General features: G+C 44.5%; 20 protein-coding genes and 2 pseudogenes. 5 read left to right on the top strand and 17 right to left on the bottom strand.

From position 1 onward, the window contains the following. Positions 1-351: 351 nt before the first annotated feature. Complete coding sequence (locus TOI97_RS03235; protein WP_321552682.1) at positions 352-996, top strand: TetR family transcriptional regulator; 645 nt, start codon at positions 352-354, stop codon at positions 994-996. 16 nt (positions 997-1,012) lie between these two features. Here TOI97_RS03235 and TOI97_RS03230 read toward each other — a convergent pair whose 3' ends face one another. From TOI97_RS03230 to pilM, 9 genes and pseudogenes are all read right to left on the bottom strand, one after another. Continuing rightward, positions 1,013-1,843 (bottom strand): 23S rRNA (adenine(2030)-N(6))-methyltransferase RlmJ, encoded by an 831-nt coding sequence (locus TOI97_RS03230; protein ID WP_321552681.1) that lies wholly within the window; start codon positions 1,841-1,843, stop codon positions 1,013-1,015. Positions 1,844-1,850: 7 nt separating this feature from the next. Next, on the bottom strand, positions 1,851-3,164 hold the full coding sequence (locus TOI97_RS03225) for an AAA family ATPase (RefSeq protein WP_321552680.1): 1,314 nt from the start codon (positions 3,162-3,164) through the stop codon (positions 1,851-1,853). A 15-nt stretch (positions 3,165-3,179) separates the two neighbouring features. After that, complete coding sequence (gene aroB, locus TOI97_RS03220) at positions 3,180-4,277, bottom strand: 3-dehydroquinate synthase (RefSeq protein WP_321552679.1); 1,098 nt, start codon at positions 4,275-4,277, stop codon at positions 3,180-3,182. A gap of 105 nt (positions 4,278-4,382) precedes the next feature. Continuing rightward, positions 4,383-4,907, bottom strand: a complete 525-nt coding sequence (aroK, locus tag TOI97_RS03215; protein ID WP_321552678.1) for a shikimate kinase AroK — start codon at positions 4,905-4,907, stop codon at positions 4,383-4,385. Further along, a pseudogene (locus TOI97_RS03210) lies at positions 4,907-6,136 on the bottom strand (type IV pilus secretin PilQ); the annotation flags it as partial. The gene aroK and the pseudogene TOI97_RS03210, both read right to left, overlap by 1 nt. Positions 6,137-6,288: 152 nt before the next feature. Then, entirely contained in the window at positions 6,289-6,819 is a 531-nt protein-coding gene (locus TOI97_RS03205) for a pilus assembly protein PilP (RefSeq protein WP_321552677.1), read from the bottom strand. Between the two features lie 2 nt (positions 6,820-6,821). Further along, a complete protein-coding gene (locus TOI97_RS03200) occupies positions 6,822-7,430 on the bottom strand; it encodes a type IV pilus inner membrane component PilO (protein WP_321552676.1) in 609 nt (202 codons plus the stop codon). A gap of 13 nt (positions 7,431-7,443) precedes the next feature. Next, on the bottom strand, positions 7,444-8,004 hold the full coding sequence (locus TOI97_RS03195; RefSeq protein ID WP_321552675.1) for a PilN domain-containing protein: 561 nt from the start codon (positions 8,002-8,004) through the stop codon (positions 7,444-7,446). Between the two features lies 1 nt (position 8,005). Next, positions 8,006-9,058: a type IV pilus assembly protein PilM gene (gene pilM / locus TOI97_RS03190; protein WP_321552674.1), complete on the bottom strand. Its 1,053-nt coding sequence runs from the start codon at positions 9,056-9,058 to the stop codon at positions 8,006-8,008. Between the two features lie 187 nt (positions 9,059-9,245). Here pilM and TOI97_RS03185 point away from each other — a divergent pair, with 187 nt between their 5' ends. Next, entirely contained in the window at positions 9,246-11,651 is a 2,406-nt protein-coding gene (locus TOI97_RS03185) for a penicillin-binding protein 1A (RefSeq protein ID WP_321552673.1), read from the top strand. A 54-nt stretch (positions 11,652-11,705) separates the two neighbouring features. On the opposite strand, the gene TOI97_RS03180 is transcribed toward TOI97_RS03185, so the two are convergent. From TOI97_RS03180 to rpmE, 5 genes and pseudogenes are all read right to left on the bottom strand, one after another. Then, positions 11,706-11,951, bottom strand: a complete 246-nt coding sequence (locus TOI97_RS03180; RefSeq protein ID WP_321552672.1) for a transposase — start codon at positions 11,949-11,951, stop codon at positions 11,706-11,708. 15 nt (positions 11,952-11,966) lie between these two features. Next, the gene (locus TOI97_RS03175) at positions 11,967-12,368 is read right to left on the bottom strand and encodes a transposase (RefSeq protein ID WP_321552671.1); all 402 of its coding nucleotides are present in this window, start codon (positions 12,366-12,368) and stop codon (positions 11,967-11,969) included. Positions 12,369-12,730: 362 nt separating this feature from the next. Then, the gene (locus tag TOI97_RS03170; RefSeq protein WP_321552670.1) at positions 12,731-13,999 is read right to left on the bottom strand and encodes a malic enzyme-like NAD(P)-binding protein; all 1,269 of its coding nucleotides are present in this window, start codon (positions 13,997-13,999) and stop codon (positions 12,731-12,733) included. Positions 14,000-14,432: 433 nt separating this feature from the next. Beyond that, positions 14,433-14,519 (bottom strand): annotated as a pseudogene (locus tag TOI97_RS03165) (IS200/IS605 family transposase); the annotation flags it as partial. 298 nt (positions 14,520-14,817) lie between these two features. After that, positions 14,818-15,033, bottom strand: coding sequence for a 50S ribosomal protein L31 (gene rpmE / locus TOI97_RS03160; RefSeq protein WP_321552669.1), 216 nt, complete (start codon positions 15,031-15,033; stop codon positions 14,818-14,820). Positions 15,034-15,300: 267 nt separating this feature from the next. Here rpmE and hemB point away from each other — a divergent pair, with 267 nt between their 5' ends. Next, positions 15,301-16,314 (top strand): porphobilinogen synthase, encoded by a 1,014-nt coding sequence (hemB, locus tag TOI97_RS03155; RefSeq protein ID WP_321552668.1) that lies wholly within the window; start codon positions 15,301-15,303, stop codon positions 16,312-16,314. Positions 16,315-16,329: 15 nt separating this feature from the next. Further along, positions 16,330-18,522 (top strand): polyphosphate kinase 1, encoded by a 2,193-nt coding sequence (gene ppk1 / locus TOI97_RS03150; protein WP_407651302.1) that lies wholly within the window; start codon positions 16,330-16,332, stop codon positions 18,520-18,522. A 119-nt stretch (positions 18,523-18,641) separates the two neighbouring features. Here ppk1 and TOI97_RS03145 read toward each other — a convergent pair whose 3' ends face one another. The 3 genes from TOI97_RS03145 to TOI97_RS03135 all read right to left on the bottom strand — a co-directional run bounded on the left by TOI97_RS03145 (position 18,642) and on the right by TOI97_RS03135 (position 22,716). Then, a complete protein-coding gene (locus tag TOI97_RS03145; RefSeq protein WP_321552667.1) occupies positions 18,642-20,150 on the bottom strand; it encodes a succinate CoA transferase in 1,509 nt (502 codons plus the stop codon). A 571-nt stretch (positions 20,151-20,721) separates the two neighbouring features. Beyond that, the gene (locus TOI97_RS03140; protein WP_321552666.1) at positions 20,722-21,912 is read right to left on the bottom strand and encodes an NnrS family protein; all 1,191 of its coding nucleotides are present in this window, start codon (positions 21,910-21,912) and stop codon (positions 20,722-20,724) included. 198 nt (positions 21,913-22,110) lie between these two features. Next, complete coding sequence (locus TOI97_RS03135) at positions 22,111-22,716, bottom strand: c-type cytochrome (protein ID WP_321552665.1); 606 nt, start codon at positions 22,714-22,716, stop codon at positions 22,111-22,113. 233 nt (positions 22,717-22,949) lie between these two features. Between TOI97_RS03135 and yihA the strand changes: the two genes are divergently transcribed. After that, entirely contained in the window at positions 22,950-23,609 is a 660-nt protein-coding gene (gene yihA, locus TOI97_RS03130) for a ribosome biogenesis GTP-binding protein YihA/YsxC (RefSeq protein ID WP_321552664.1), read from the top strand. Positions 23,610-23,646: the final 37 nt, after the last annotated feature.

Raw genomic sequence — 23,646 nt, 5'->3', positions numbered from 1 at the left:
GCCCTTAGTGTAGGGATGCATATCATACGCAGACAAAAACACACCGCGCTCCTTAATCGAGCGGCGGCTTAATTCATTAACAAAATTCCAGACAAAATTGACGCTTCGAGCCATACGGTTTAGCAAGAGCACATGCCTGTCTCGAACTCGAACTTTTAATGTTTTGGTGTGCCTTACCATGCTGTATACAGTACCAGTACCAACCTATACTGCAAAGACTTTAGCAGTCTGTTAAGGGGCTGCTTACGCAGCCCTCGCTATCCATCCCCACACTAAAAGTACGAGGTCTTACGTGATTTTGATAAAAACGGTTAAACTGCTCATATCATTTATTTTGAACCTACTCTACTTATGCGCCGTACAAAAGAAGAAGCAGAAAACACTCGCGCTGCCATACTCACCGCAGCCGAACTGTTATTTTTCAAAAAAGGGGTATCCCACACTTCACTTGAGCAAATTGCCCGTCATGCTAGAGTCACTCGCGGTGCTGTTTACTGGCACTTTAAAAATAAAGCCCATCTTTTTCACGAAATGCTTAACCAGGTACGGCTACCTACAGAGCAAATTGCTAAACAAATCAGTAAATGCGACCCAAACAACCCTATTCTAGGCTTACGCCAGCTCTGTACTGACGTTCTAATTAATATCAGCAAAGATGAGCGAAAACGCCGCATTGTGACAATACTGCACCGACGCTGTGAATTCACAGAGGACCTACGCGAAGCAGAAGTGCGTCACGAAAATTTTATTAGTGAGTTTATTGATTTATGCGAACAACTATTTAGCCAACCAACAATAGCTCAACGTTTACATCCTGATCTAACACCACGCATGGCCGCATTAAGCATACACGCCATGCTGCTAGGCTTACTGTATGACCTACTCAGAGAACCTAGTTTATTTGACGCAAAACGAGTAGGCGCCATGTTTGATGCTTTATTAAGGGGGCTTATTATCGAACAGCCTCACTCAGACACTTTTCCAATCAAGCCTTAGCCAAAAACTGAACAATCTATTCAGCAATCAACCAATCTAAACGCCAATCACCTTGATTTTGCTCTAGGATTTTAGCTAACCATGGCAAAAGCTGTCTCAACTCTTCCTCCAACCCCCAAGGCGGATTACAAATCACCATGCCTGACCCATTCAACCGAGCTGCATCATCGGGTTTGTTCACATAAAGCTCAATACGTAAAAGTTTAGCTGCACTGCTTGTTTCTAAGTCACGATAAAAACGACGCAACTGTACAGTATCCTTAATCGGATACCACAAACACACAATAGCCTGACGCATACGCGCCAAAGTTTCTTCTAAAGCTTGTACAGATTTTTTTAGATCATCCCCCTCTTCAAAAGGCGGATCAATAAGCATCAATAAACGCTTTTCCGCAGTAGGCAGTAAGGCTTTTGGTACATGCCACCCCTCCCCCAACAGTACAGAAACTCGCGGATCAATGCGCATATTTTCTTTGAGTAGCTGACCATCAATCGGGTGCTTTTCGTTTAAGTACAAATGATCTTGGCCACGTGTTAAACAGCGTGCCAATTCCGGTGAACCAGGGTAATAACGCAATTCATTGCCATCATTCAGTTCCCTCACTGCATATAAATACTGCTCTAGTAGCGGTTGTTCGGCACCCCACAAACGACCAATACCATCACACCATTCAGCAGTTTTACTCGACTCTTCACCAGATAGGTCATACAAACCAATTCCCGCATGCGTATCAACATAGGCAATCGGTGTTGGTTTTTTTTGCAATAGCACAATACAGCGTGTCAACACCCAATGTTTGAATACATCTGCATGATTGCCCGCATGATAGGCATGGCGATAGTTCATAATTACCTCAACGTAATTCTTGCTGAATACTCAGCATTGTGCGCGGCCACGGCTTATCTTTGCGGATATGCGCGGGGAGTTTTACAACAGCCTGCAACGCTGCATCGCGGTTAACAAAAGAACCATAGGTCACTACATATAATGCTTGGCCTTGGTGCTGTTTTTTAAAATAATGGTACTGGGCTTTATTTTTCTGAACAAAATCACGCGCAGTTGCCTCTGCCCGAGTGCCTAGCACCTGCAGGGTATAACGGGATGCACCTTGTTGCTTATACCATTGCGCATGACCACCTAAGGCCATGTCGTGATCTTTTTTCACTATAGGTGCCTCGCTATCCCTTGCGGAAGCAGACATTTGCTTCACTGAAGAATAAAGCTCTTCTCTATTTTCAGTAACAGTAACTGCCTCTAAAGCCAAAGGACGCTGTACTTTATTTACTCCATCTAGAACCACTGAAGCTTGTTGTTCAGAATCCGGAATTTGCCATAACCATAAGAGCAATAAGCTCGCCACGGCTAAGACTAATAACCCTAAGTGCTTATAAGGCAGATTAGTGACTGCACGTCCAGTTGCAGATAATCGAGTGTTTCCCTTCATCTGCTCTAGCAAACACTCTTTCGCCTCTCTATTGATGCGCCCTGGCCAGCCTTGCGTTTGCACATACATAGTTGCTAACTGTTGCGAACTAAAACAATCAAGCGTACTGCCCGCGGCGACTAGACGTTGCTCAATATATTCAGTTGTCTCAGCTTCACTCCATGGTTCTAAAACAATCACATGATGCAAATCGGCATTATCAGCCACCTTCTCTAGCAAAGGTGTAATCGATGAGTCGGAAAAAATAAAAACGCGCGCGCTAGCGTCATTAACACCTTGAGCAATACGTTGCAAAAACAATAAGGCTGACTCGTCCAAAAGTTCTGCATTATCGACCACAAGGTGCACCTCGTCACCTGCAATCTTAAGTTGTTCAATATGCGCTAAAACCTCAGCAATCTCAGCCCCTGGTAATTCGAGCGCATCACTGACTTGCTGTAGCATTGCCGCTGCGTCTACTTTAGCTGACACCACAACCACTACATTTTTCACCTGTGCCTGTGCACCAGCAACCAATGCCTTACGCAGTACTGTTTTACCACTTCCTTTGGGACCGGTAACAACAAGCATCAGTTTACTGTAGCGGGCTAAGTGCTCTAACTCCGCAAGCACTGATTGTCGTTTCACAGCAAAAAAATTTAAATCTGGGCCATACTCAGCAAAAGGATCACGCTCAAATTGATAATGATCTAAATAACCATCATCAGCATACAAGTCAGTCATGGGGCTTTTATCCTGTTAAATGCTATTCACGATTTTTGGGTAATTAGCTGTCAGCACACTATGTAAAATATTTGCAGGATATTCGCTGGTCACAACCGCCTCCCCCAAACTCCGCAACAACACCAAACGAATATGACCATCAATATTCTTTTTATCCACCGCCATATGAGTTAAGAATGTATCTGCATGCATGTTTTGCGGCGGGATAACAGGCAAGCCAGCCCTCTTCAGTAGACGAACACCTCGATCACGTTGTACCTGGTTTAACCAACCTAACTGTTTGGACATTTCTAGTGCCATGACAGTCCCTGCAGCAACAGCCTCACCATGCAACCAAGCACCGTACCCCTGCTCTGTTTCAATCGCATGACCAAAAGTATGCCCCAAATTTAAAGTAGCACGCACACCCGCCTCACGCTCATCAGCGGAAACCACCTGAGCTTTAGCGAGGCATGAGCGTTCTACAGTTTCAATCAGCGCCGACTGATTAAGCCGACAAATGCTATCAATATTCTCTTCTAGCCAAGCTAAAAATGGCTCGTCATGGATCAAACCATATTTAATCACTTCTGCTAGGCCTGCCGCCAACTCACGGGAAGGTAAAGTATGCAAGGTCGCAATATCAATCAACACCGCTTTCGGCTGATAAAAAGCACCTACCATATTTTTTCCCAATGGGTGGTTAATGCCAGTTTTACCACCTACAGAGGAGTCTACCTGCGATAGTAAAGTAGTGGGCACTTGAATGAAGTTCACCCCACGCTGATAGCAAGCTGCTGCAAACCCAGTCATATCACCAATCACGCCACCACCTAAAGCTATCAGTGTCGTTTTACGGTCATGTTTATCAGCTAACAAAGCATCAAAAATCAGTTGTAGGGTTTCCCAGTTTTTGTAGGATTCACCATCCGGTAGAACAATCTCAGTGACATCATAATCCTGCAGCGTTTTACGCAACTGATCTAAATAGAGAGGGGCAACCGTGGTATTGCTGACAATTGCAACTTTTTTGCCAACAATATGTGGTGTAAAAAGTTGCGCCTGCTTAAGTAAGTCCGAACCAATATAAATTGGGTAGCTACGCTCAGCCAAATCAACAGTAAGGGTACGCATGTGTGCCTCTCGTTATAAAACCTAGGGTAAAAAAGATAAAAGCCACCTCACAGAACTAAGATAGCTCAGTCTATTCATCTGCGTGTAATAGCTACAGCAACGCGCTTAGTCATCACTATAAATATGAAGAAAACGCATAATTTCTTGTACGACCATACGCGGTGGGCGCGTATCAGTCTCAATAATTAAAGTTGCTACTTCACGATACAGTGGGTCACGTATGGCCAGTAAGTCAGTTAAAACTTGAGCTGGATTCTGAGTTTGCAATAAGGGACGGTTGCGATCTCGAGCTGTACGCGCTAGCTGATGCTCAACCGATGCGTGCAAGTAAATCACCACAGCACCTTGACGCATTGCTGCACGGTTTTCAGGACGCAAAATAGCACCACCACCTGTTGCTAAGACTAGACCTTGCGCTTGACTCAACTCAGTAATGACCGCTTGCTCACGATCACGAAAACCAGTTTCACCTTCAACATCAAAAATCAAAGGAATACTAGCCCCAGTGCGCTCCTCAATTTCTTTATCGGAGTCTTTAAAGGGTAAGCCAAGCTCTTTAGCAAGCAAACGGCCGATGGTGCTTTTTCCTGCGCCCATAGGGCCAACAAGTATGTAGTTACGTGTGTGCATTAATTATTCAACGTAATAGCATGATTATTCATTATACGCGGGGTAATAAATACCAACAGCTCTGACTTTTGGTCTTGCACATAATTACGGCGAAAAACACGCCCTAAAAATGGTAAATCACCTAGCACAGGCACTTTATCCACCGCTTTGCTCTGCATATTAGAGAATACACCACCAATAACAAGAGTCTCACTGTTTGTGACTAAAACATTAGCACTGACTTCATTTTTCTTGATAGGCGGCACACCGTTCAAGGCATTGGCAAAATCCGGCTCATCCTTGGTCACTTTTACATCCATAATAATGCGATTATCTGGAGTTATTTGCGGTGTAACTTCAAGCGATAAAGCAGCTTCTTTAAAAGATGTACTAGTGGAGCCACTAGAGCTCGCCTCTTGATAAGGTACTTCCGCACCTTTTAAAATTTTTGCCGTTTCTTTATCAGAGGTCATCACTTTAGGCTGCGACACAACCTCTCCATTACCCGTTTTCTCCATAGCTGACAGCTGTAAATCCAAAATTGCATGATTTGAGAAAAAACCAATTCCCAACCCTGAGGTAGAGGCTGTAACACCTAGGTCAACAAACAAACTACCTGCACCATCTTTACCACTAATTGCCCAATTGCTACTACCTGTGGTTAACTCACCCCCCCAGCGAATCCCTAAGTTTTTACTATAGTCAGTATTCACTTCAACAATACGCGCCTCAATCATGACCTGACGTACTGGAATATCGAGTTGTTTTACAATACGACGCAACTCTTTCAACTGCCCTTGGGTTTGATAAGCAATAATACTGTTTGTACGCTCATCTACGGCCACCGAGCCCTGCTGTCCCTCATAACCACTCGCCGCAGTTCGAAATAATTCAGCAAGATGCGCAGCCTTCGCATAATTCACTTGAATCAACTCATGTTGTAAAGGCGCTAGTTGGGCCTTTTGCTGCTGTGCTTCTAGCGTTTGACGCTCACGCAAAGCCATAGCTTCAGCGGTATCAATCAATAAAACTGTTCCTGTTACCCGCTTAGCTAGGCCCTTACTTTGCAATACCAAATCTAGGGCTTGATCCCAAGGCACTTCTTGCAAGCGTAAAGTGACATTACCTTGCACATCATCACTTACCACTAAGTTAAAATCGGTGACATCTGCTAACAGCTGCAGCACTGAACGTACATCTATATCTTGGAAATTTAGAGATATTTTCTCTCCGGTATAAGTAAAGTTTTCGAGTTGGTGATGCGGCTGAAAAGCGGCCATTACTTCACTCAAACTAAAATAAGTGGCTAACCACGCCACAGTACATACGGTCACTAGCCTGTGTTTTCCTCTGACAGCTAATTTCATCGTCCAACTCCCTGGCACCTAGTACCTATCTGCGCTTAAGAATCTGCGCGTACTCGTAATATATATGGGCGTTCTAACCAACCGCCTTCACCATCGGCAACTGTTTCTATCACCTCTATAGTCGTATCTGTTATCACGCTGACCCGCCCGTAGTTCACTCCTAAATAATCACCTACTGCAACCTTGTAAACACTGCCACCTGCACGCAACAATGCAAAACTGGAACGACTATTAGTCAATACCCCCACCATCACTAAGCTTTCAAGACTATGTTCGGGTAGAAAATGCGCTGCGTGCAGCAACTGCGGCACTTGTATGCTACTACCAGCTTGACTGTGCATATCAGCACTCCAAGCGCCATTAAAAGCAAAAGGATTACGCAATCCAGAAGCAGTGTAAGATAGTTCGATATAGTCCTGATTTTCAGGTAAAGGCTCCAAAAACCTAGCAGGTTGGGACTTGATTTCATCAACAAAAACCTGCAATTCAGTTAAGTCAGTTGCCGAATGACAGCCCAAGGTACATAACATCAACAATACAACTGCTAACTCACGCACTTTTCTCATAGCTATAACCCCTGTTCTTGATAACGATACGTTTTCAATAAAACATTCATTACCAATCGTGCGCTCATCACGTCTTCTGGTGGCACGATAGAAAAGTCATGAACAGTCACTAAACGCGACATTTCTGTAACGTGACCGATAAAAGTAGCTAAATCGTGGTAACGACCAAGCACCTTAACCTGTATTGGCAGCTCTATATAAAAATCTTGCTCTATCTCTGGCTGCAGCTTTATTTCTAAAAACTCCAACCCTTGAATAGGCTCTATCTTGGTAATAGCATCAAGCAAAGTAGCAACTTCGGCATCTTTAGGCAGGCGTTGCAATACAGAAGTAAAAGTCAACTCAAGTGCTTCAACCTGTTCAACATAACTTGCAAGGTAAGTCGCCTGATGAGCTTTAGCTAACAACTGTTCCTTAAGTATTTCTTCGTGCTCATCAGCTAGATTGAGCTGATTTTGCAAATCCGATAGGCGTACCATATACCCAAAAATAAGGAACCCTATAAAAGCTAAGCTATAAATCAACAATCTAAATGTTATCGGCCATGTTCCTAAATGCCTGAACTCAAGCTCACCCAGCTCCACGCTCTGCAACCCTTTAAATAAGCGCATGATCCCTCCAAGTTCACTTGACATGATCATTGAACTTCCACTTTTCCATACTTAATCTAAACCAATAGACAGGCTCTAGATGACCGTTTTGTATTACCTTAACTTCTTCTAAAGTAGGCTCGCTCAGCCAGTCGCTTCCTCTTTGATTGAGCATAAATCGAGACACTAAAGCATTCGATCGAGCTTTACCGCTAATCAATAGTCTCTCTCCCTGAACCTTTAAAGCTGTTAACCCCATACCTTCTGGCACAGTACGTGCCAATTGCTCCAAAAGTCGCACAATAGAGGCGCGATCACTTTGTAACTTATGTAACCTTGTTAAGCGATCCAATAACTGCTCTCGCCGTGCTTGCAACTCACGCACCTGAGCGACTTGTACATTTAAACCACTGATCTCATCCCTGATTAAAGCATTACGAGCCAGCTGCTGCTGTACCCTCACATGCAAGCAATACTCAAGTAAGAAAACCACTACAGTCGCTAGAATCAACACTAGAATTAATACCGTGAAAAACCTACGCTGTCGTTCAGCGCGCTGTTGCTCCCGCCACGGAAGTAAATTAATACCTGGCATTTCAACCCTCCTCTCGCATTGCTAAGCCGCAAGCAACTAATAGAGCAGGAGCATCAATAGCGAGTCTGCTCTCATCAAGTTTCTTACTTAGCTTCATATTGACAAAAGGATTAGCCAGCACCGTGGGTGTATTAAACTGACTTTGCACGGCACTCTCTAACCCTGCCAGCAATAAGGTGACACCTGACACGATAATGCAATCAACACTGCTGTAATGGCTGGTCCCATAAAAAAATTGAAAAGCACGGGTTATATGTTCCAAAATATGTGTTTTCACACCCATCAAGTCTGTAAAAATAATACCTTGCGCAATCTTTGCAGGCACTGCTTCAGCGGAAGTGGATCGAAAACAATGCTGCTGAAGTTGTGCAATCAACTCCGTAGCAAAAGTTTGCTCACGGCTGTACACCAAAAACCCGTGCTGCAATATATTTAAAGTCAGACTGTCCACACCGACATCTATCACTGCTAACACAGAGCCATCTGTAGCTATGCCAGAATGTTGCTCTACAAAACGACAAGCCCGAGCTAACGCATGCCCTTCAATTTCTATAACCTTAGCCCGTAGCCCCGCTAAAGACAGAATATTTTCACGAACATTAATGTTTTCTTCCCGAGAAGCAGCCAATAACACGCTCACCTTATCTGCAGCTTGCTCCTCTTTAGGCTGCACAATAAAATCAATAGCCACATCCTCCATAGAGTAAGGAATGTGTTGCTGCGCTTCTAGCCTCAACACACTTGCTAACTCATCTTCGTTAAGCCCTGCATCCATCTCAATTGTTTTAGTAATAACCGCAGCTCCAGCTAAAGCCATCGCAGCTTGCTTTACTCGCGGTCTAGTTTGATTGATCAACTGTTTGAGTATTTGCGCAACAATCTCTGCTTGCACAACTTGTCGCTCAACAATTGCGCCATATGGCAGTGCCATAATTGCGTAGTTTTCAACCGTATAGCATCCTTCTTCACGACTTAACTCAACCAGCCGAATTGCTGCAGGATTAAGATCCACACCGAGTAATGTTTGAGCTTTCTTTTTAAATATATTGAGCACTACTGAGTTCCTTTCAGTAATCAGAGCCAAAACAACCTTTCATCTTATTCCCGCGTGAAAACACTTTTGTCAGGCTGTGCAAATAGCTTATAGACAAGGAAAACGCTTATAATGTGACCGGTTTGATTCCCGAGCGCTGTAAGCTACTGCTTTACCTTCTTTTATTACTTTGCGGAAATAAATAGCCTTGATGCATTTGCTGAAATTCCTTTTTGCAACCTTAATCGCCATTATCTGCGCAATCGCCCTTGGCCTTAGCGGTGCTTTCTTGTATTTAAGCCCAAATTTGCCATCTGTCGAGTCTTTGCGTGATATCGAGCTGCAAATTCCACTCAGAGTTTACAGCCACGATTCCAAGCTCATAGCAGAATTTGGTGAAATGCGGCGCTCACCTATTGCTTTCGAAGAAATTCCAAAACCTTTTATTCACGCACTGCTCGCAGCTGAAGACGACAATTTTGCCCATCACTACGGTGTTGATCTTGGCAGTTTATTACGGGCTGCAGGACAAATTGTAAAAACAGGCCGCATTCAAACGGGCGGTAGCACCATTACCATGCAGGTAGCAAAAAACTATTTCCTTTCTAGCGAACGCAGCTTTCTACGTAAGGCCAATGAGATTCTGTTAGCTTTACAAATTGAGCGAGAGTTGAGTAAGGATGAAATCCTAGAGCTATATATTAATAAGATTTATCTAGGTAACCGTGCTTACGGTATTGAGGCTGCTTCACAAATTTATTATGGCAAATCTATTAGTGAAATCAGTCTTGCCGAGATGGCTATGATTGCAGGTTTACCTAAGGCGCCCTCACGCTTTAACCCCATAGCTAACCCAGCGCGCAGCTTAGAGCGCCGTAATTGGATCTTAGGGCGCATGTTGTTATTAGGCCGCATCACTGAAGAAGAGCATCGAACCGCTGTCGCTGAGCCTTTAACAGCGAAACTGCATATCACTGCGCCAGAGCTATATGCCCCTTATATTGCAGAAATGGCACGAGCAGAAATGGTGGGACGCTTTGGCGGTGAAGCTTATACTGGGGGCTATACTGTCACTACGACTATCCCCTCAGAGTTACAAGTTCAAGCTCAACAAGCCGTGCTCAATGGCCTTATTGATTACGATAGACGTCACGGCTATCGTAATCCGGAGCAATCTGCATTACCTCAAGAACAATGGTCTGCTGTTCTATCGAAAACACCCACAATTACCCAGTTTTTACCAGCAATCGTCACACAAGTGACTCGAGATGGAATCACTGTGCTGCTCAAAGATGGTACACAAGAAACTGTGTCTTGGCAGACCATGCGCTGGGCTCGCCCTTATATTAATAGCCGCAGCATGGGCCGTGCACCGAGCAAGCCAGCGGATGTAGTCCAAGTAGGTGACCTCGTGCGTGTGAGCCGACTAGCTGACAACAGCTTAAGTTTTACCCAAATACCCGATGTTCAAGCAGCTTTAGTCTCTCTTGATCCCAATAGCGGTGCGATTCGCGCTCTAGTAGGTGGTTTATCCTTCGAACAAAGCCACTACAACCGTGCTATACAAGCTAAGCGACAACCGGGCTCCAGCTTCAAGCCCTTTATTTACAGTGCGGCTTTAGATGCGGGTTATACTGCTGCTAGCATTGTCAATGACAGCCCTTTAGAGATTTTCGAGCCAGGTATGAAAAAAGTCTGGCGCCCTAAGAATTCCAATAATACATTCTTAGGTCCTTTACGCGTCCGCGAAGGCTTATACCGTTCACGGAACTTAGTTTCCATTCGAATCCTACAAGCTATTGGTATGGAATACGCACGCGACTATATCAGTCAATTTGGCTTTACTAAGAGCGATTTACCTAACAATCTCTCTTTAGCACTAGGCACAGCAACCTTAACTCCACTAGAAGTTACTGTCGGCTGGACCGCTTTTGCCAACGGCGGTTATAAAATTGAGCCTCACCTCATTGAACGTATCAACGACCGTGAAGGCAAAACTATTTTCCGCGCAAACCCCGCCCTCACACCTATTGGACAAGCAGCTCTGAGTAACACTCAAGATGCTGAGGAAAGCACAATGCTCGCCGAAAGCACAGAGCTTATTGCAGCCGAACGTATTATTGATGAGCGAACAGCCTACATTATGACCAGCATGCTGAAAGATGTAATTACACGAGGCACAGGGCGCCGCGCACTCAGCCTAAAACGTAATGATCTCGCAGGCAAAACAGGCACCACAAACGAATCGAAAGACAGTTGGTTTGTGGGCTACAACAATGATTTCGTCACCAGCGTCTGGGCAGGTTTTGATCAACCTGCTAGCCTTGGCCGTAGAGAGTATGGAAGCACCCTAGCTTTACCAATCTGGATTGACTATATGGATTACGCTTTGCAAGACAAGCCACAAAGGTCACTCAAAGAGCCTGCCGGTATAATGTCATTACGTATTGACCCCAAGACAGGTTACATCGCTCGCCCTGGCACACCCAATGCGTATTTTGAAATCTTCAAAAGTGAAGATGACTTACCAACCGAAGCACCATACTTAGATAACTGGGGCACTCCAAGCAACTCATATGGACAACCTGAGTCGCCACCCATAGACCTTTTCTAAATCTACAGCGCTCTTTATTTGAGATAACCACCCATTGTTGGTATCCTCCCCGGCCTAAAGGACGGAGATTCCTACTGCTAGACGACCATGCCCGGCCGCGAGAATGTTACGTGCCGCGTTGATATCGCGATCGTGGGTGACACCACACCCACTGCACGTCCATTCTCTTATTCCAAGTCCTGCGATACCTTTCGACCTCGATTCGGGCAAACTGCCGCAACTCGAACAGGTTTGGGTGGTGTATGCCTCGTCAATTTCCTTAAAAACAATGCCTGCGTGAGCGCATTTATAGTCCAGCATTATTTTTAATTGACCCTAGCCAGCGTCCAGCACTGACTTGGCCATCGTGGTTTTAACGAGTTTTAAACTACTGACATTGCCCACATAGATTTCACCGCAGCGGTTGACCAGCGTGCGGCTGAACTTGTGCAGGGCATCTTTTTTACGGTTAGCGATTTTCGCATGAATGGTTTTGACTTGGGTTTTATTTCTGGCTCGTTGCGCTATGGCTAATTTTTCCTCAAGGCCACGATAGAAGCGGCCCGCTTCCAGCTTGGTGCCGTCCGAGCAGGTGGCAATGTCGGTCAAACCCAGGTCAATACCGATACGGTCTTGGCCTTTGCTTGGTTCGACCTCCATATCAACCACAACATTGAAGTACCAGCGGCCACGGGCATCTTCGTTGAAGCTACTAGAGCGGAATCTATATTGGCTCAAACCGTAGCTATCCCACACTTTAAAATAGTGGCCGTTGTGGTAGATTTAATCGAGCGTTGACTTAATTCATTAACAAAGTTCCAAACGAAATTGACGCTGCGAGCCATGCGGTTTAGCAAGGACACATGCCTGTCTCGGACTCGAACTCGGACTTTTAATGTTTTGGTGTGCTTTATCATGCTGTATATAATGCTAGTACCAACCTGTACTGCAAAGACTTTAGCAGTCTGTTAAGGGGTTAAGGGGCTACTTACACGGCCCTCGCTATCCATCCTCACACTAAAAGCACAAGGTCTTACGCGATTTTGATAACAAGCAATAAAAAACCCGCTTAATGCGGGTTTTTTATTGCTATTAAAATTTTAACCGTTAAATACATCATCCACCGAAGTTAACGGATAATGCTTCGGGTATGGCAAGGTTGCAACCCCCGACTCAATAGCCGCTTTAGCAACAGCATCTGATACCAAAGTAATCAAACGAGGATCCATCGGCTTTGGAATAATATACTCACGACCAAACTCTAAACAATCTAAGCCATAAGCATCACATACCGCATTTGATACTGGCAACTTAGCCAGATCACATAACGCATGTACCGCAGCAATTTTCATTTCTTCATTAATACGTGTAGCACGGACATCTAGTGCACCACGGAAGATAAATGGAAAACCTAAAACATTATTCACTTGATTCGGATAATCTGAACGGCCTGTTGCCATAATCACATCTGGACGTGTTTCATGGGCTAGCTTAGGATCAATCTCAGGATCAGGATTCGAGCAGGCAAAAACGATAGGATTTTCAGCCATACGCTTCAAATTTTCTGCACTGAGCAGATTCGGACCTGACAAACCAACAAATACATCAGCACCTTCCATTGCATCAGCCAAAGTGCGGCGATCAGTTTCATGAGCAAAAACAGCTTTATACTGATTCAAGTCATCACGACCTGAGTGAATCACACCTTTGCGATCAATCATGAAGATATTTTCAACTTTAGCACCCATGCTAATCAACAACTTCATGCAAGCCGTTGCAGCAGCACCCGCACCTAAACATACAATGCGTGCATCTTCTAATTTCTTACCTGCAATCTCTAAAGCATTGAGCATACCCGCCGCAGTTACAATCGCTGTGCCATGTTGGTCATCATGAAAAACGGGAATGTCACACTGCTCAATCAATGCGCGTTCTATTTCAAAACACTCAGGTGCTTTAATATCTTCTAAGTTAATACCACCGAAGGTAACGGAGATACGTTTAACTGTATCAATGAAAGCTTGGGGGCTTTCTGCATCAATTTCGATGTCAAATACATCGACCCCAGCAAAGCACTTGAATAATACGCCTTTACCTTCCATCACAGGCTTAGAAGCCAGTGGCCCCAAATTACCTAAGCCTAAAATTGCCGTACCGTCTGAAACAACTGCTACGAGGTTACCCTTACCAGTGTACTTATAAGCAAGATCTGCATCGCGCGCAATTTCACGCACAGGTTCTGCCACACCGGGGCTATAAGCCAGCGCTAAATCGCGCGCTGTTGCAGTGGGTTTAGTGAGCTCAACACTTAATTTTCCCGGACGTGGGGAAGAATGATATTCGAGAGCGGCTGTTTTTAGATCAGACATAATTAGTATTTTCCGCTTGACTATAATTGTAATAATGAATTTGACGATATCGCAGCATACTCAAGAAAAACAAAGCCCACAAGTCCATCTGGAGTAGTCTTTAAACAAAAAATATGTTTAACCTATTTTTTGTAGGGCTTTGAGAGTATTGCTTTTTACATGCACAACATACGCGGATAGTTGGCACTTATATACTACTTTGCATGACCATAATGTCGCACCCTACGCTCAGCTATCTGCCCTTGAGTTTATACCTAACATCCTTGCCATGACTGAAGTCAACACTCTATGAACTACCCGCCACTTTAGAAGTGGGGGTTTCCTAGGTCATGCACAGACTTAGTGGGGTGCGTTGCACCCACCGCAGAGGTTATGCAAATTGACTCGGCTAACTCTCTAGCATCGAGGGTTTCTGTCATTGATATCCAGCAGCATCAAATACCTTTCTGCGGTACTTGGTGACAAGTATCAAGTGATAATTGAACAAAAAGACCAAATGAGTATTTATGTCTAAAAGCACTTACTTTCAAGCATACCCATACTTAAGACTGAGTCTTATTTCATCATGCAAACACCTAAAGGCAAGATCAAGAACGCATTCATCCCACAACCTAAGAACTGGAGGAATTCTTCTAGGTAGTTGTTAAAGTATCGCAATCAACCACATAACGCCTCAGATTCTCATTCTAAAACCTACTCACTGCAACCAGAATACGTTTCACCCCCCAAACACAGAAATAACAGCAAAAAAAAGCGCCCTTAAAGGGCGCTTTTCAACATTATCATAACCTGGCTCACCTAGATCATGTAAATGCTCATTACTTAGTTGCACCGAAAGCACCAAAACGCTGTTTAAAGCGATCGATACGACCACCAACATCAAGTACTTTTTGCTTACCAGTGTAGAATGGATGGCATTCAGAGCACACATCAATATTGATGTCTTTACATACAGTAGAACGAGTAGTAATCACGTTACCGCAGCTGCAAGTAGCGTTGATTTCAGTATAATTTGGATGAGTATCGGCTTTCATGGTGTGTCCTCAATATAGCCGTGCCGCCACCCAACACCATTGTCGAGTACCGCACGAAAACAGGGCGTGAATAATACCAGAGCAAACACCTGTTGCAACAGTCTTATTTAGCAAAATTTGCCTAATGGTATACTACAGAGTGTTCTACAACGAGTCTTACCTGCATTATTTTAAGTAACGCAGCTTTCGCACTTCTGTTATCTTTTGCTCATACTATGAGTCTATAAACCATTATACAACCCCACTTTTGTGGGATGAGGAGCTATAGTGAGTATCAATACTGCTAACCGCATTTTCCCAGCCACTCGTTTACGTCGCAACCGTCGTGACGATTTTTCCCGCCGCTTGGTGCGTGAAAATCAATTGAGTGTCGACGACTTAATCCTACCAGTATTCGTTCTAGACGGCACAAATCGCCGTGAAGAAGTGCCATCAATGCCAGGTGTTGAACGCCTATCTATTGATCTCTTGCTGAAAGCGGCTGAGGAGTGGGTTGAGCTAGGCATTCCAGCTTTAGCACTATTCCCAGTCACTCCCGCTGAAATCAAATCATTAGATGCAGCAGCTGCCTGGGACCCTGAAGGCATTGCCCAACGTGCTACGCGCGCTTTACGCGAGCGTTTTCCGGATCTTGGCGTCATTACTGATGTAGCACTTGACCCTTTTACCACTCATGGTCAGGATGGCATTTTAGACGAAAACAACTATGTCATGAATGAAGAAACTGTTGATGCCTTAGTTCGTCAAGCGCTTTCTCATGCAGAAGCCGGTGCACAAGTTGTCGCCCCATCAGACATGATGGACGGTCGTATCCAAGCTATTCGTGAAGCTCTAGAGCTGGCCGGCCATACCAACGTGCGCATCATGGCTTACTCAGCAAAATACGCCAGCGCCTACTACGGCCCATTCCGTGACGCTGTCGGCTCTGCTGCTAATCTAGGTACTGCAAATAAATCCACCTACCAGATGGACCCTGCCAATAGCCATGAAGCTCTGCATGAAGTGGCAACTGACCTCAGCGAGGGTGCAGACATGGTCATGGTAAAGCCAGGTATGCCGTACCTAGATATTGTGCGCCGAGTCAAAGAAGAATTTAAAGCACCCACCTTTGCTTACCAAGTCAGCGGGGAGTATGCAATGCATATGGCCGCGATCCAAAATGGCTGGCTCAGTGAGGCAGTGATTATGGAGTCTTTAGTGGCATTTAAACGTGCAGGCGCAGACGGCATCCTAACTTACTTTGCTGCCCACGCTGCCCGTCTACTAAAACAAGGCGCTTAATTTATAGGAAAGTCTATGAGCAACGCAGAAACAAACCCAATTGCAGACCATTCTGCACAAATCAGTGAAGTGACTACCAACACTGCACCTCACCAAATTCAAACCTGCGTTGCCATAGAGCCGGTTCTAAATCTCGACGAGAGCAGCCTATACCTACATCGCGAACTGTCACAACTACAATTTAATATCCGCGTTTTAGAACAGGCGCTCGATGAATCGACTCCTTTATTAGAGCGGCTTAAGTTTCTGCTCATTTTTTCTAGCAACCTCGACGAATTTTTTGAAATCCGTGTTGCGGGTCTAAAAAAGCAGATTACTTTTGCACGTGAACAAGCAGATGCTGATGGTTTACAGCCTCACCAAGCGTTGGCACGCATTGCTGAAGTTGTCCACGAACAAGTTGATCGTCAATACAAGATTTTAAACGATATCTTACTGCCAGAACTGGCCAAACAAGATATCCGCTTTATACGCCGACGGCACTGGACTCATGAAATTAAAGCCTGGGTTAAAGATTATTTTGATGCTGAAATTGCCCCCATCATTACTCCCATTGGCTTAGACCCTACCCATCCGTTCCCACTCTTAGTGAATAAAAGTCTCAACTTTATTGTTGAGCTTGAAGGTGTAGATGCCTTTGGACGGGACTCTGGCTTAGCTATTTTACCGGCACCACGCCTCTTGCCACGCTTGATCCAGCTCCCTGAAGACATTGCAGGCCCAGGAATCAATTACGTCTTTTTATCTTCAATGATCCACGCTCACGCCGATGATTTATTTAACGGCATGAGCGTGACTGGTTGTTATCAATTTAGACTGACCCGCAACGCTGACTTATCAGTTGATGCAGAAGACGTAGAAGATTTAGCTCGCGCACTACGTGGTGAACTCTACTCACGTCGCTTCGGTGATGCAGTGCGCTTAGAGGTAGCCGACACCTGCCCTGCACACCTAGTTGATTTTTTGCTCAAACAGTTTAGTCTCTCAACCTCAGAACTCTACCAAGTCAACGGCCCAGTGAATTTAACCCGTTTATTTAGCGTAACAAGGCTAGAAAGCCACCCTCATTTACAATTCCCACCCTTTACACCATCGATTCCTAAGGCCTTAAAAAACAGCGAACATATTTTTCACGCCATCAGTAAAAATGATATTTTGCTTTATCACCCGTTTGAATCTTTCACACCTGTAATTGATTTATTACGTTATGCAGCCAAAGACCCTAATGTACTAGCCATTAAACAAACACTGTATCGTGCTGGTGCCAACTCCGAAATTGTTGATGCCTTAGTCGATGCAGCACGTAACGGTAAAGAAGTTACAGTAGTGATTGAGCTCCGCGCACGCTTTGATGAAGAATCAAACCTTGCCTTAGCTAGCCGCTTACAAGCTGCGGGAGCCGTTGTTATCTATGGCGTGGTTGGCTTTAAAACACATGCGAAGTTGGTCTCAATCCTACGTCGTGAGAACGGTAATTTTGTGCGTTATGCACATTTAGGCACAGGCAACTACCATGCTGGGAATGCACGCCTCTACACTGATTACAGCTTATTGACTGCTGATCCCGAGCTTTGTGAAGACGTCTCACAACTTTTTAACCAGTTAATCGGCATGGGAAAAACCTTACCAATGAAAAAACTTTTCCATGCACCCTTTACTCTACGTAAAACGCTATTAGAACTCATTGCTCGTGAAGCCGATAATGCCAGCGCTGGAAAAGCGGCCCATATTATTATAAAAGTCAACGCGCTAACCGATGCACGCATGATTAAAGCACTCTATAAAGCCAGTCAGGCTGGTGTCAAAATTGATCTCATTGTGCGCGGTATGTGCTGCTTACGCCCTGGCATTCCTGGCGTATCACACAACATCCAGGTACGCTCAATTATTGGTCAGATGTTAGAGCATAGTCGTGTCTTTTATTTCTTAAACAATGAAGGACAAGAACAACTGCTTCTCTCTAGCGCCGACTGGATGGAGCGCAATCTCGATAAACGTATCGAAGCCTGTTTCCCTTTAGAAAACAAAAAAATGATTAAGCGGGTCAAGAAAGAGTTGCAAATCTACCTCAGCGACAACACCCACGCATGGCTATTACAAAGCGACGGTAGTTATCACCAACTACACCCCAACGGTGCGACAGACACGATCAATGCGCAAGCGCTACTTTTAGAAAAGCTGAGCATTCCTTTGGTTGAAGCACTTTAGCTGCACACCTCCCACATAGGCTTATTAAGCATACAAAAAAGGCAGGTACTCAAAGTACCTGCCTTTTTATATTCGAACATCTGGAAAGCATCTTGATGACGCCTTCCTTTAGTTGATACTTAGTCTAGTAACATAGTGCCTTTCTTCGCAAAGTTGATATGCCATGAAAAGGCTTTTTCTAAATTATGTGGAGTTTGACCACCACGTGTCTTCGCTTCTGCTAAGTAGTCACATGCCTGCTGCTTGTAATCTGGATGCATGCAGTTTTCAATAATGCGTTCAGCCGCCTGAACTGGCGCTAAACCTCGAATATCTGCATAACCTTGTTCAGTGATAATCACATCAACATCATGGTTAGTGTGATCAGCATGCGTCACAAAAGGCACGATTGCAGAAATCTTGCCATCTTTTGCTGTAGACTGAGTTACAAAGATAGTGATACGTGCGTTACGTGCAAAGTCACCTGAACCACCGATACCGTTCATCATATGGGTACCGCCAACATGCGTTGAGTTCACGTTGCCGTAGATATCTGCTTCTAATGCAGTATTAAAAGAGATAATACCTAGACGACGAATCACTTCAGGGTGGTTAGAAATTTCTTGGGGGCGGAATACAACCTTATCTTTATACTTAGCTAAGTCTTTACCTAAACTGTCAACACGCTTTTTCGACAAGGACAATGCAGTACCAGCAGCAAACTTCACCACGCCTGCATCAATCAAGTCAAATACACCGTCTTGTAGTACTTCAGAAGCAACCACGATATCTTTAAAACCAGAGGTTTTCATACCATTAAGCACGGCATTAGCTACTGATCCAACACCTGACTGTAGTGGCGCAAGACTTTCAGTTAAGCGACCTGCTTTAACCTCACCACCTAAGAAATCTAACAAGTTATTAGCAATTTGCTGGGTTTCTTCGTTTGGCTCAAACAATGGTGATGGAATATCCGGCTCGCTAGAAATGATAATACCGCGAATTTTCGCAGGATCAACTTTCATACCTGGCGTACCAATACGCTTGCTAACCTCAAACACAGGAATTGCTTCACGGGTATTCTCACCCGCAGCTTCAGGTATATAAATATCGTGCATACCTTCATATTCACGAGGTGCTGCGATATTCAATTCAATGATAACGTTTTTTGCGGTTTGCAAGAAAATCGGTGAGTTACCCACAGATCCTGTTGGAATAATGTCACCGTCTTCTGTAATTGCTGCAGCTTCAATGATTGCATAGTCAACGGTTGGATAAGTACCTTGACGAATTGACTCAGCAGTATGGGACAAATGTTGATCGATGTAAAAAATTTCACCTGCGTTAATTTTTTTACGCTGCACAGGGTTACCCTGATAAGGCACTCGCAAGTTAATGATGTCTGCTTCTGCCATAGACTGGTCAGCTGATGGCCCCATAGATGCACCAGTGAACAAGTTAACCTTAAACTTCTCTTTATGGCCACGCTCTGCTAACGCCTGCGGGAAGAGTTTTGGCTCACCAAACAAAGTAAAGCCACTCATGCCTAAAGTCATGCCATCTTCAATCCACGTGGCTGCTTCTTCTGCTGTCACTACTTTGTCTAAAAGTGCTTCATTACGGATAAACTTGCTTAAATCAGTGTTCATGCAACCACCTTCAAAGAGTTGTCGTTGTCTACATTTTTGGATAGCAGCCTTATTCGATAGTTCTTCGCTCGGCTTATTAGGGTGCTTATCAGAATTTATTCTGAAGTTCATACACTCTAAACTCTATCACTAGTGCCTAGTATTCTAGGCCGATCAGATTTTTTAACAGCTATACTAAGGTCGATTTTACCTGTCTTTAGCTGAACACCTATTTTTAACCATGCCTTCGACATTCAAACCCTCAATGATATTGAATGTAATCTTAAGCAGGAGGTCTTTGCGAAAACTGGCTATTTCCTCAGATAATTTAGCAACCTTATAATCGCAGCCTTTAGTAGTTACGGTTTTCAAACAATTTGCGATTAGCAGTTTTAGCCGCCTCCTGCGCCGAGCCAAAATCTTTTGCTCACGCGCTAGCTGCTTTTCGTACTTGGCTAAATACTGAAGATTAACAGTGTGAGTTTTATCCGATAAAAACAATAAAGTCTGTTCTTTCTAAAAAAATACCGACCTTGCTGCCAGTTCTAGCTTTGATATGACCGATTTTAAGCAATTTAAACCTCATCAATCATCAGCCTGGATTACCATCGACCCGAGCTCGGCACAGCATTGGTCCATAACTCCACAGATACAAAGCAAAGCTTAAGGTCCAACATGCAGCGGCAATCCACAAACTAGGAAGGTAGGCCCAGTTCACCAAAAGCACTCGCGCCAGCACACCCAGATTAAAGAGTATGAATGCCCAAACCATGGACTGAGGTGGTTGTAATGGCCGCCCTGTATGACCCAAAGTCACTCGTGCAATCATTGCCAAAATCAAGCCACCCATAGCCCCCACAGTGAGCGCATGCACCGCCAAGCTCATATTAGAGAATACTGTAAAGTTCCAAAGTGCCATAGCACAACACGCCACACCAAGCCATAAATAGGCTAGGTGTAAAGACCAAAGCAAAGGCACACGCCAAATACCTGAGTCATACCAACGCACTGTACGAACCAAGTGTGCTAAGCCAAGCCCAGCAAAAGCTAAGCCAAGCCAAATAGATGGCTGCAGCCCCCAGCCCAGCATGAATGTTATAGAGACCAGCACAGTCACAATCAATAAGAACAAATCCAACTTAGACCAAGGTGATACTCCTTCTTTGCGTAACAAGCCTCGCTGAGTAAAAAATGGAATGACTCGACCACCAATCATGCTCATGATTGCAGCAACAAACCAAACACCACCAATAATGGCTTGTCTTTGCAACTGTTCATTAGCTGTAATAACACCATATAAAGTGACAGCGTTAGCAACTGCCATCAGTAGTAAAATTAGCACCAACGGATAATTTCTGACTTGCCGTACAGGCCAAACACTGCGTACCATTTGTGCTGCAACCAAAGGTAAAAACATAAAATCAAGCAAAACAGCTAACCACATTGGCACACCGAGTAGCCAAGCCAGCCGCGCAGCCACCCACAGAACAGTTAACAACATTAAAGGCCGACCCGAGAGACCTGGCCCCCCCGTCCAAGCTTGCACCGCAGTCAATAAAAACCCTGCAATAATCGCCGCCGCAAACCCAAACAATAATTCGTGCCGATGCCATGCTAGCCAACCTACTGCAGGCTGCCAATCCGCAATCCAGCCATTTAAGGCTATGACCCATAACGGTACTGCTAGCATTGCTAAGACACTACCTAGCAAGAAAAAAGGCCGAAATCCCAAGCGAAAAAAAGGCACTATGGATAATGCCTTGCGTCGATCTAAAACGTGCATTGTGATTCTCCCTAGTCACCGCTCTTTTAACTACGGTTAAGCATTTGGTTACTGAATACCCTACAGCATAGGCCTATCAAGAAACTTTGTTACTAGACTATAATCAAGAGAATGTGATTTAAGCTCTGGCGTAAAACCAAGGCATAAAAAAACCGCCGTGTAGTATCTACAGGGCGGTTTTTTGAATAAACTCAATTATTAATTCAGACCTTCAATATAGCTTGAAAGAGCTTTAATATCTTTATTACTCAATTTAGCTGCAACAGAACGCATGATCATAGCATCACCATCATTGGTGCGATCCCCCTCACGGAAATCGGTTAATTGCTTTGCAGTATATGCTGCGTGCTGTCCACTTAATTTAGGGAATACGGCAAGATCGATACCTGCACCATTCGGTGAGTGACAACCAGTGCAAGATGGTACGCCATCTTCCATTTTTCCACCGCGGAAGATTTTCTGGCCATGCTCAACCAGTTCTGGATCTGCAGCACCAATAGTACCTTTTTGGCTGTTATACCATGCAGCAATATCCTGTAAATCTTGGTCGCTCATTGCATTCAGCATGCCTGTCATTTCAACAACAGTGCGCTCACCTGATTTAATATCCTGCATTTGCTTATACAAATAGCGCTGACCTTGGCCAGCAAGCTTAGGAAAATTAGGCATCATGCTATTGCCATCAGGCCCATGACAAGCAGAGCACATGGCAACTTTCCCTTGCCCTGCAGCTGCATCTCCAGCAGCGTGAGCTAAACCACTGATGCCCAAGGTCAACAGCAGACTTACTAATAGTTTGTTCATCAGTCCATCCAACTACGGCTAAAAAGAATAAGTTTACCCAAACAGGCCAGTCTCAACGTTGACCCGACCCAGTTCGGCGTTTATAAATTATGCAAACATTACCACAATTTGTTACAGAGACAACCTTTAACGATTGCTTCATAGCAATACATACATACAATCCCAAGCATTATATACTGCTCAGAGTGAAACGGAAACGAACCTCTTGCCGTACTTTTTATTTGGATCGAGTTATGCAGCCTAAAAATCCCATTATTGGTCTATGCCAGCAAGCTAGTTTTTTAACCAGTGCGGCTCGTGTAGAGCAGTGCCCTGCAGATGAAGGCTATGAAGTAGCCTTTGCCGGACGTTCTAACGCAGGCAAGTCTAGCGCTATTAATGCTCTAACGCGTGCTAATTTAGCGCGAACGTCCAAAACCCCCGGACGCACACAACTACTCAATTTTTTCAGTCTCGACGAAGAGCGTCGTTTAGTGGACCTGCCGGGCTATGGCTACGCTAAGGTTCCTATTCCTTTAAAACTACATTGGCAACAGCACCTTGAAGCTTACTTAGGCAGTCGCACTAGCTTAACTGGGCTCATTTTAATGATGGACATTCGCCACCCTCTCACTCCCTTCGACTGCCTTATGCTCGATTGGGCAGCAAGTAGTCAAATGCCAATGCACATCCTATTAACAAAAGCCGACAAATTGACCTTCGGTGCAAGTAAAGCAGCATTACTTAAAACCCAAAGAGATATTGAAAATCGCTGGGGATCAACCGCCACTATTCAATTATTCTCATCAACAAAACGCACAGGTATTACTGAGGCTCATCAAGTTTTAGCCAATTGGTTACAACTCCTTATCCCCTCATCCACTACTGCTAACGATATCCCAGATTCTGAATAGCCCTAGCTTTAGGCGCTACGCTACTGTCCCTAGCAGC

Origin of the sequence: Denitrificimonas halotolerans (assembly GCF_034259425.1) — a bacterium.
GTDB classification, from domain to species: domain Bacteria; phylum Pseudomonadota; class Gammaproteobacteria; order Pseudomonadales; family Pseudomonadaceae; genus Denitrificimonas; species Denitrificimonas halotolerans.
This window is presented reverse-complemented; position numbering and strand designations above follow the sequence as displayed.

What these genes read in the sequence shown, in the direction of transcription:
- TOI97_RS03235 (WP_321552682.1), top strand. Translation starts at nt 352, where the DNA reads ATGCGCCGTACAAAAGAAGAAGCAGAAAACACTCGCGCTGCCATACTC.
- TOI97_RS03230 (WP_321552681.1), bottom strand. Translation starts at nt 1,843, where the DNA reads ATGAACTATCGCCATGCCTATCATGCGGGCAATCATGCAGATGTATTC.
- TOI97_RS03225 (WP_321552680.1), bottom strand. Translation starts at nt 3,164, where the DNA reads ATGACTGACTTGTATGCTGATGATGGTTATTTAGATCATTATCAATTT.
- aroB (WP_321552679.1), bottom strand. Translation starts at nt 4,277, where the DNA reads ATGCGTACCCTTACTGTTGATTTGGCTGAGCGTAGCTACCCAATTTAT.
- aroK (WP_321552678.1), bottom strand. Translation starts at nt 4,907, where the DNA reads ATGCACACACGTAACTACATACTTGTTGGCCCTATGGGCGCAGGAAAA.
- TOI97_RS03205 (WP_321552677.1), bottom strand. Translation starts at nt 6,819, where the DNA reads ATGAGAAAAGTGCGTGAGTTAGCAGTTGTATTGTTGATGTTATGTACC.
- TOI97_RS03200 (WP_321552676.1), bottom strand. Translation starts at nt 7,430, where the DNA reads ATGCGCTTATTTAAAGGGTTGCAGAGCGTGGAGCTGGGTGAGCTTGAG.
- TOI97_RS03195 (WP_321552675.1), bottom strand. Translation starts at nt 8,004, where the DNA reads ATGCCAGGTATTAATTTACTTCCGTGGCGGGAGCAACAGCGCGCTGAA.
- TOI97_RS03180 (WP_321552672.1), bottom strand. Translation starts at nt 11,951, where the DNA reads ATGCTGGACTATAAATGCGCTCACGCAGGCATTGTTTTTAAGGAAATT.
- TOI97_RS03170 (WP_321552670.1), bottom strand. Translation starts at nt 13,999, where the DNA reads ATGTCTGATCTAAAAACAGCCGCTCTCGAATATCATTCTTCCCCACGT.
- rpmE (WP_321552669.1), bottom strand. Translation starts at nt 15,033, where the DNA reads ATGAAAGCCGATACTCATCCAAATTATACTGAAATCAACGCTACTTGC.
- ppk1 (WP_407651302.1), top strand. Translation starts at nt 16,330, where the DNA reads ATGAGCAACGCAGAAACAAACCCAATTGCAGACCATTCTGCACAAATC.
- TOI97_RS03145 (WP_321552667.1), bottom strand. Translation starts at nt 20,150, where the DNA reads ATGAACACTGATTTAAGCAAGTTTATCCGTAATGAAGCACTTTTAGAC.
- TOI97_RS03140 (WP_321552666.1), bottom strand. Translation starts at nt 21,912, where the DNA reads ATGCACGTTTTAGATCGACGCAAGGCATTATCCATAGTGCCTTTTTTT.
- TOI97_RS03135 (WP_321552665.1), bottom strand. Translation starts at nt 22,716, where the DNA reads ATGAACAAACTATTAGTAAGTCTGCTGTTGACCTTGGGCATCAGTGGT.
- yihA (WP_321552664.1), top strand. Translation starts at nt 22,950, where the DNA reads ATGCAGCCTAAAAATCCCATTATTGGTCTATGCCAGCAAGCTAGTTTT.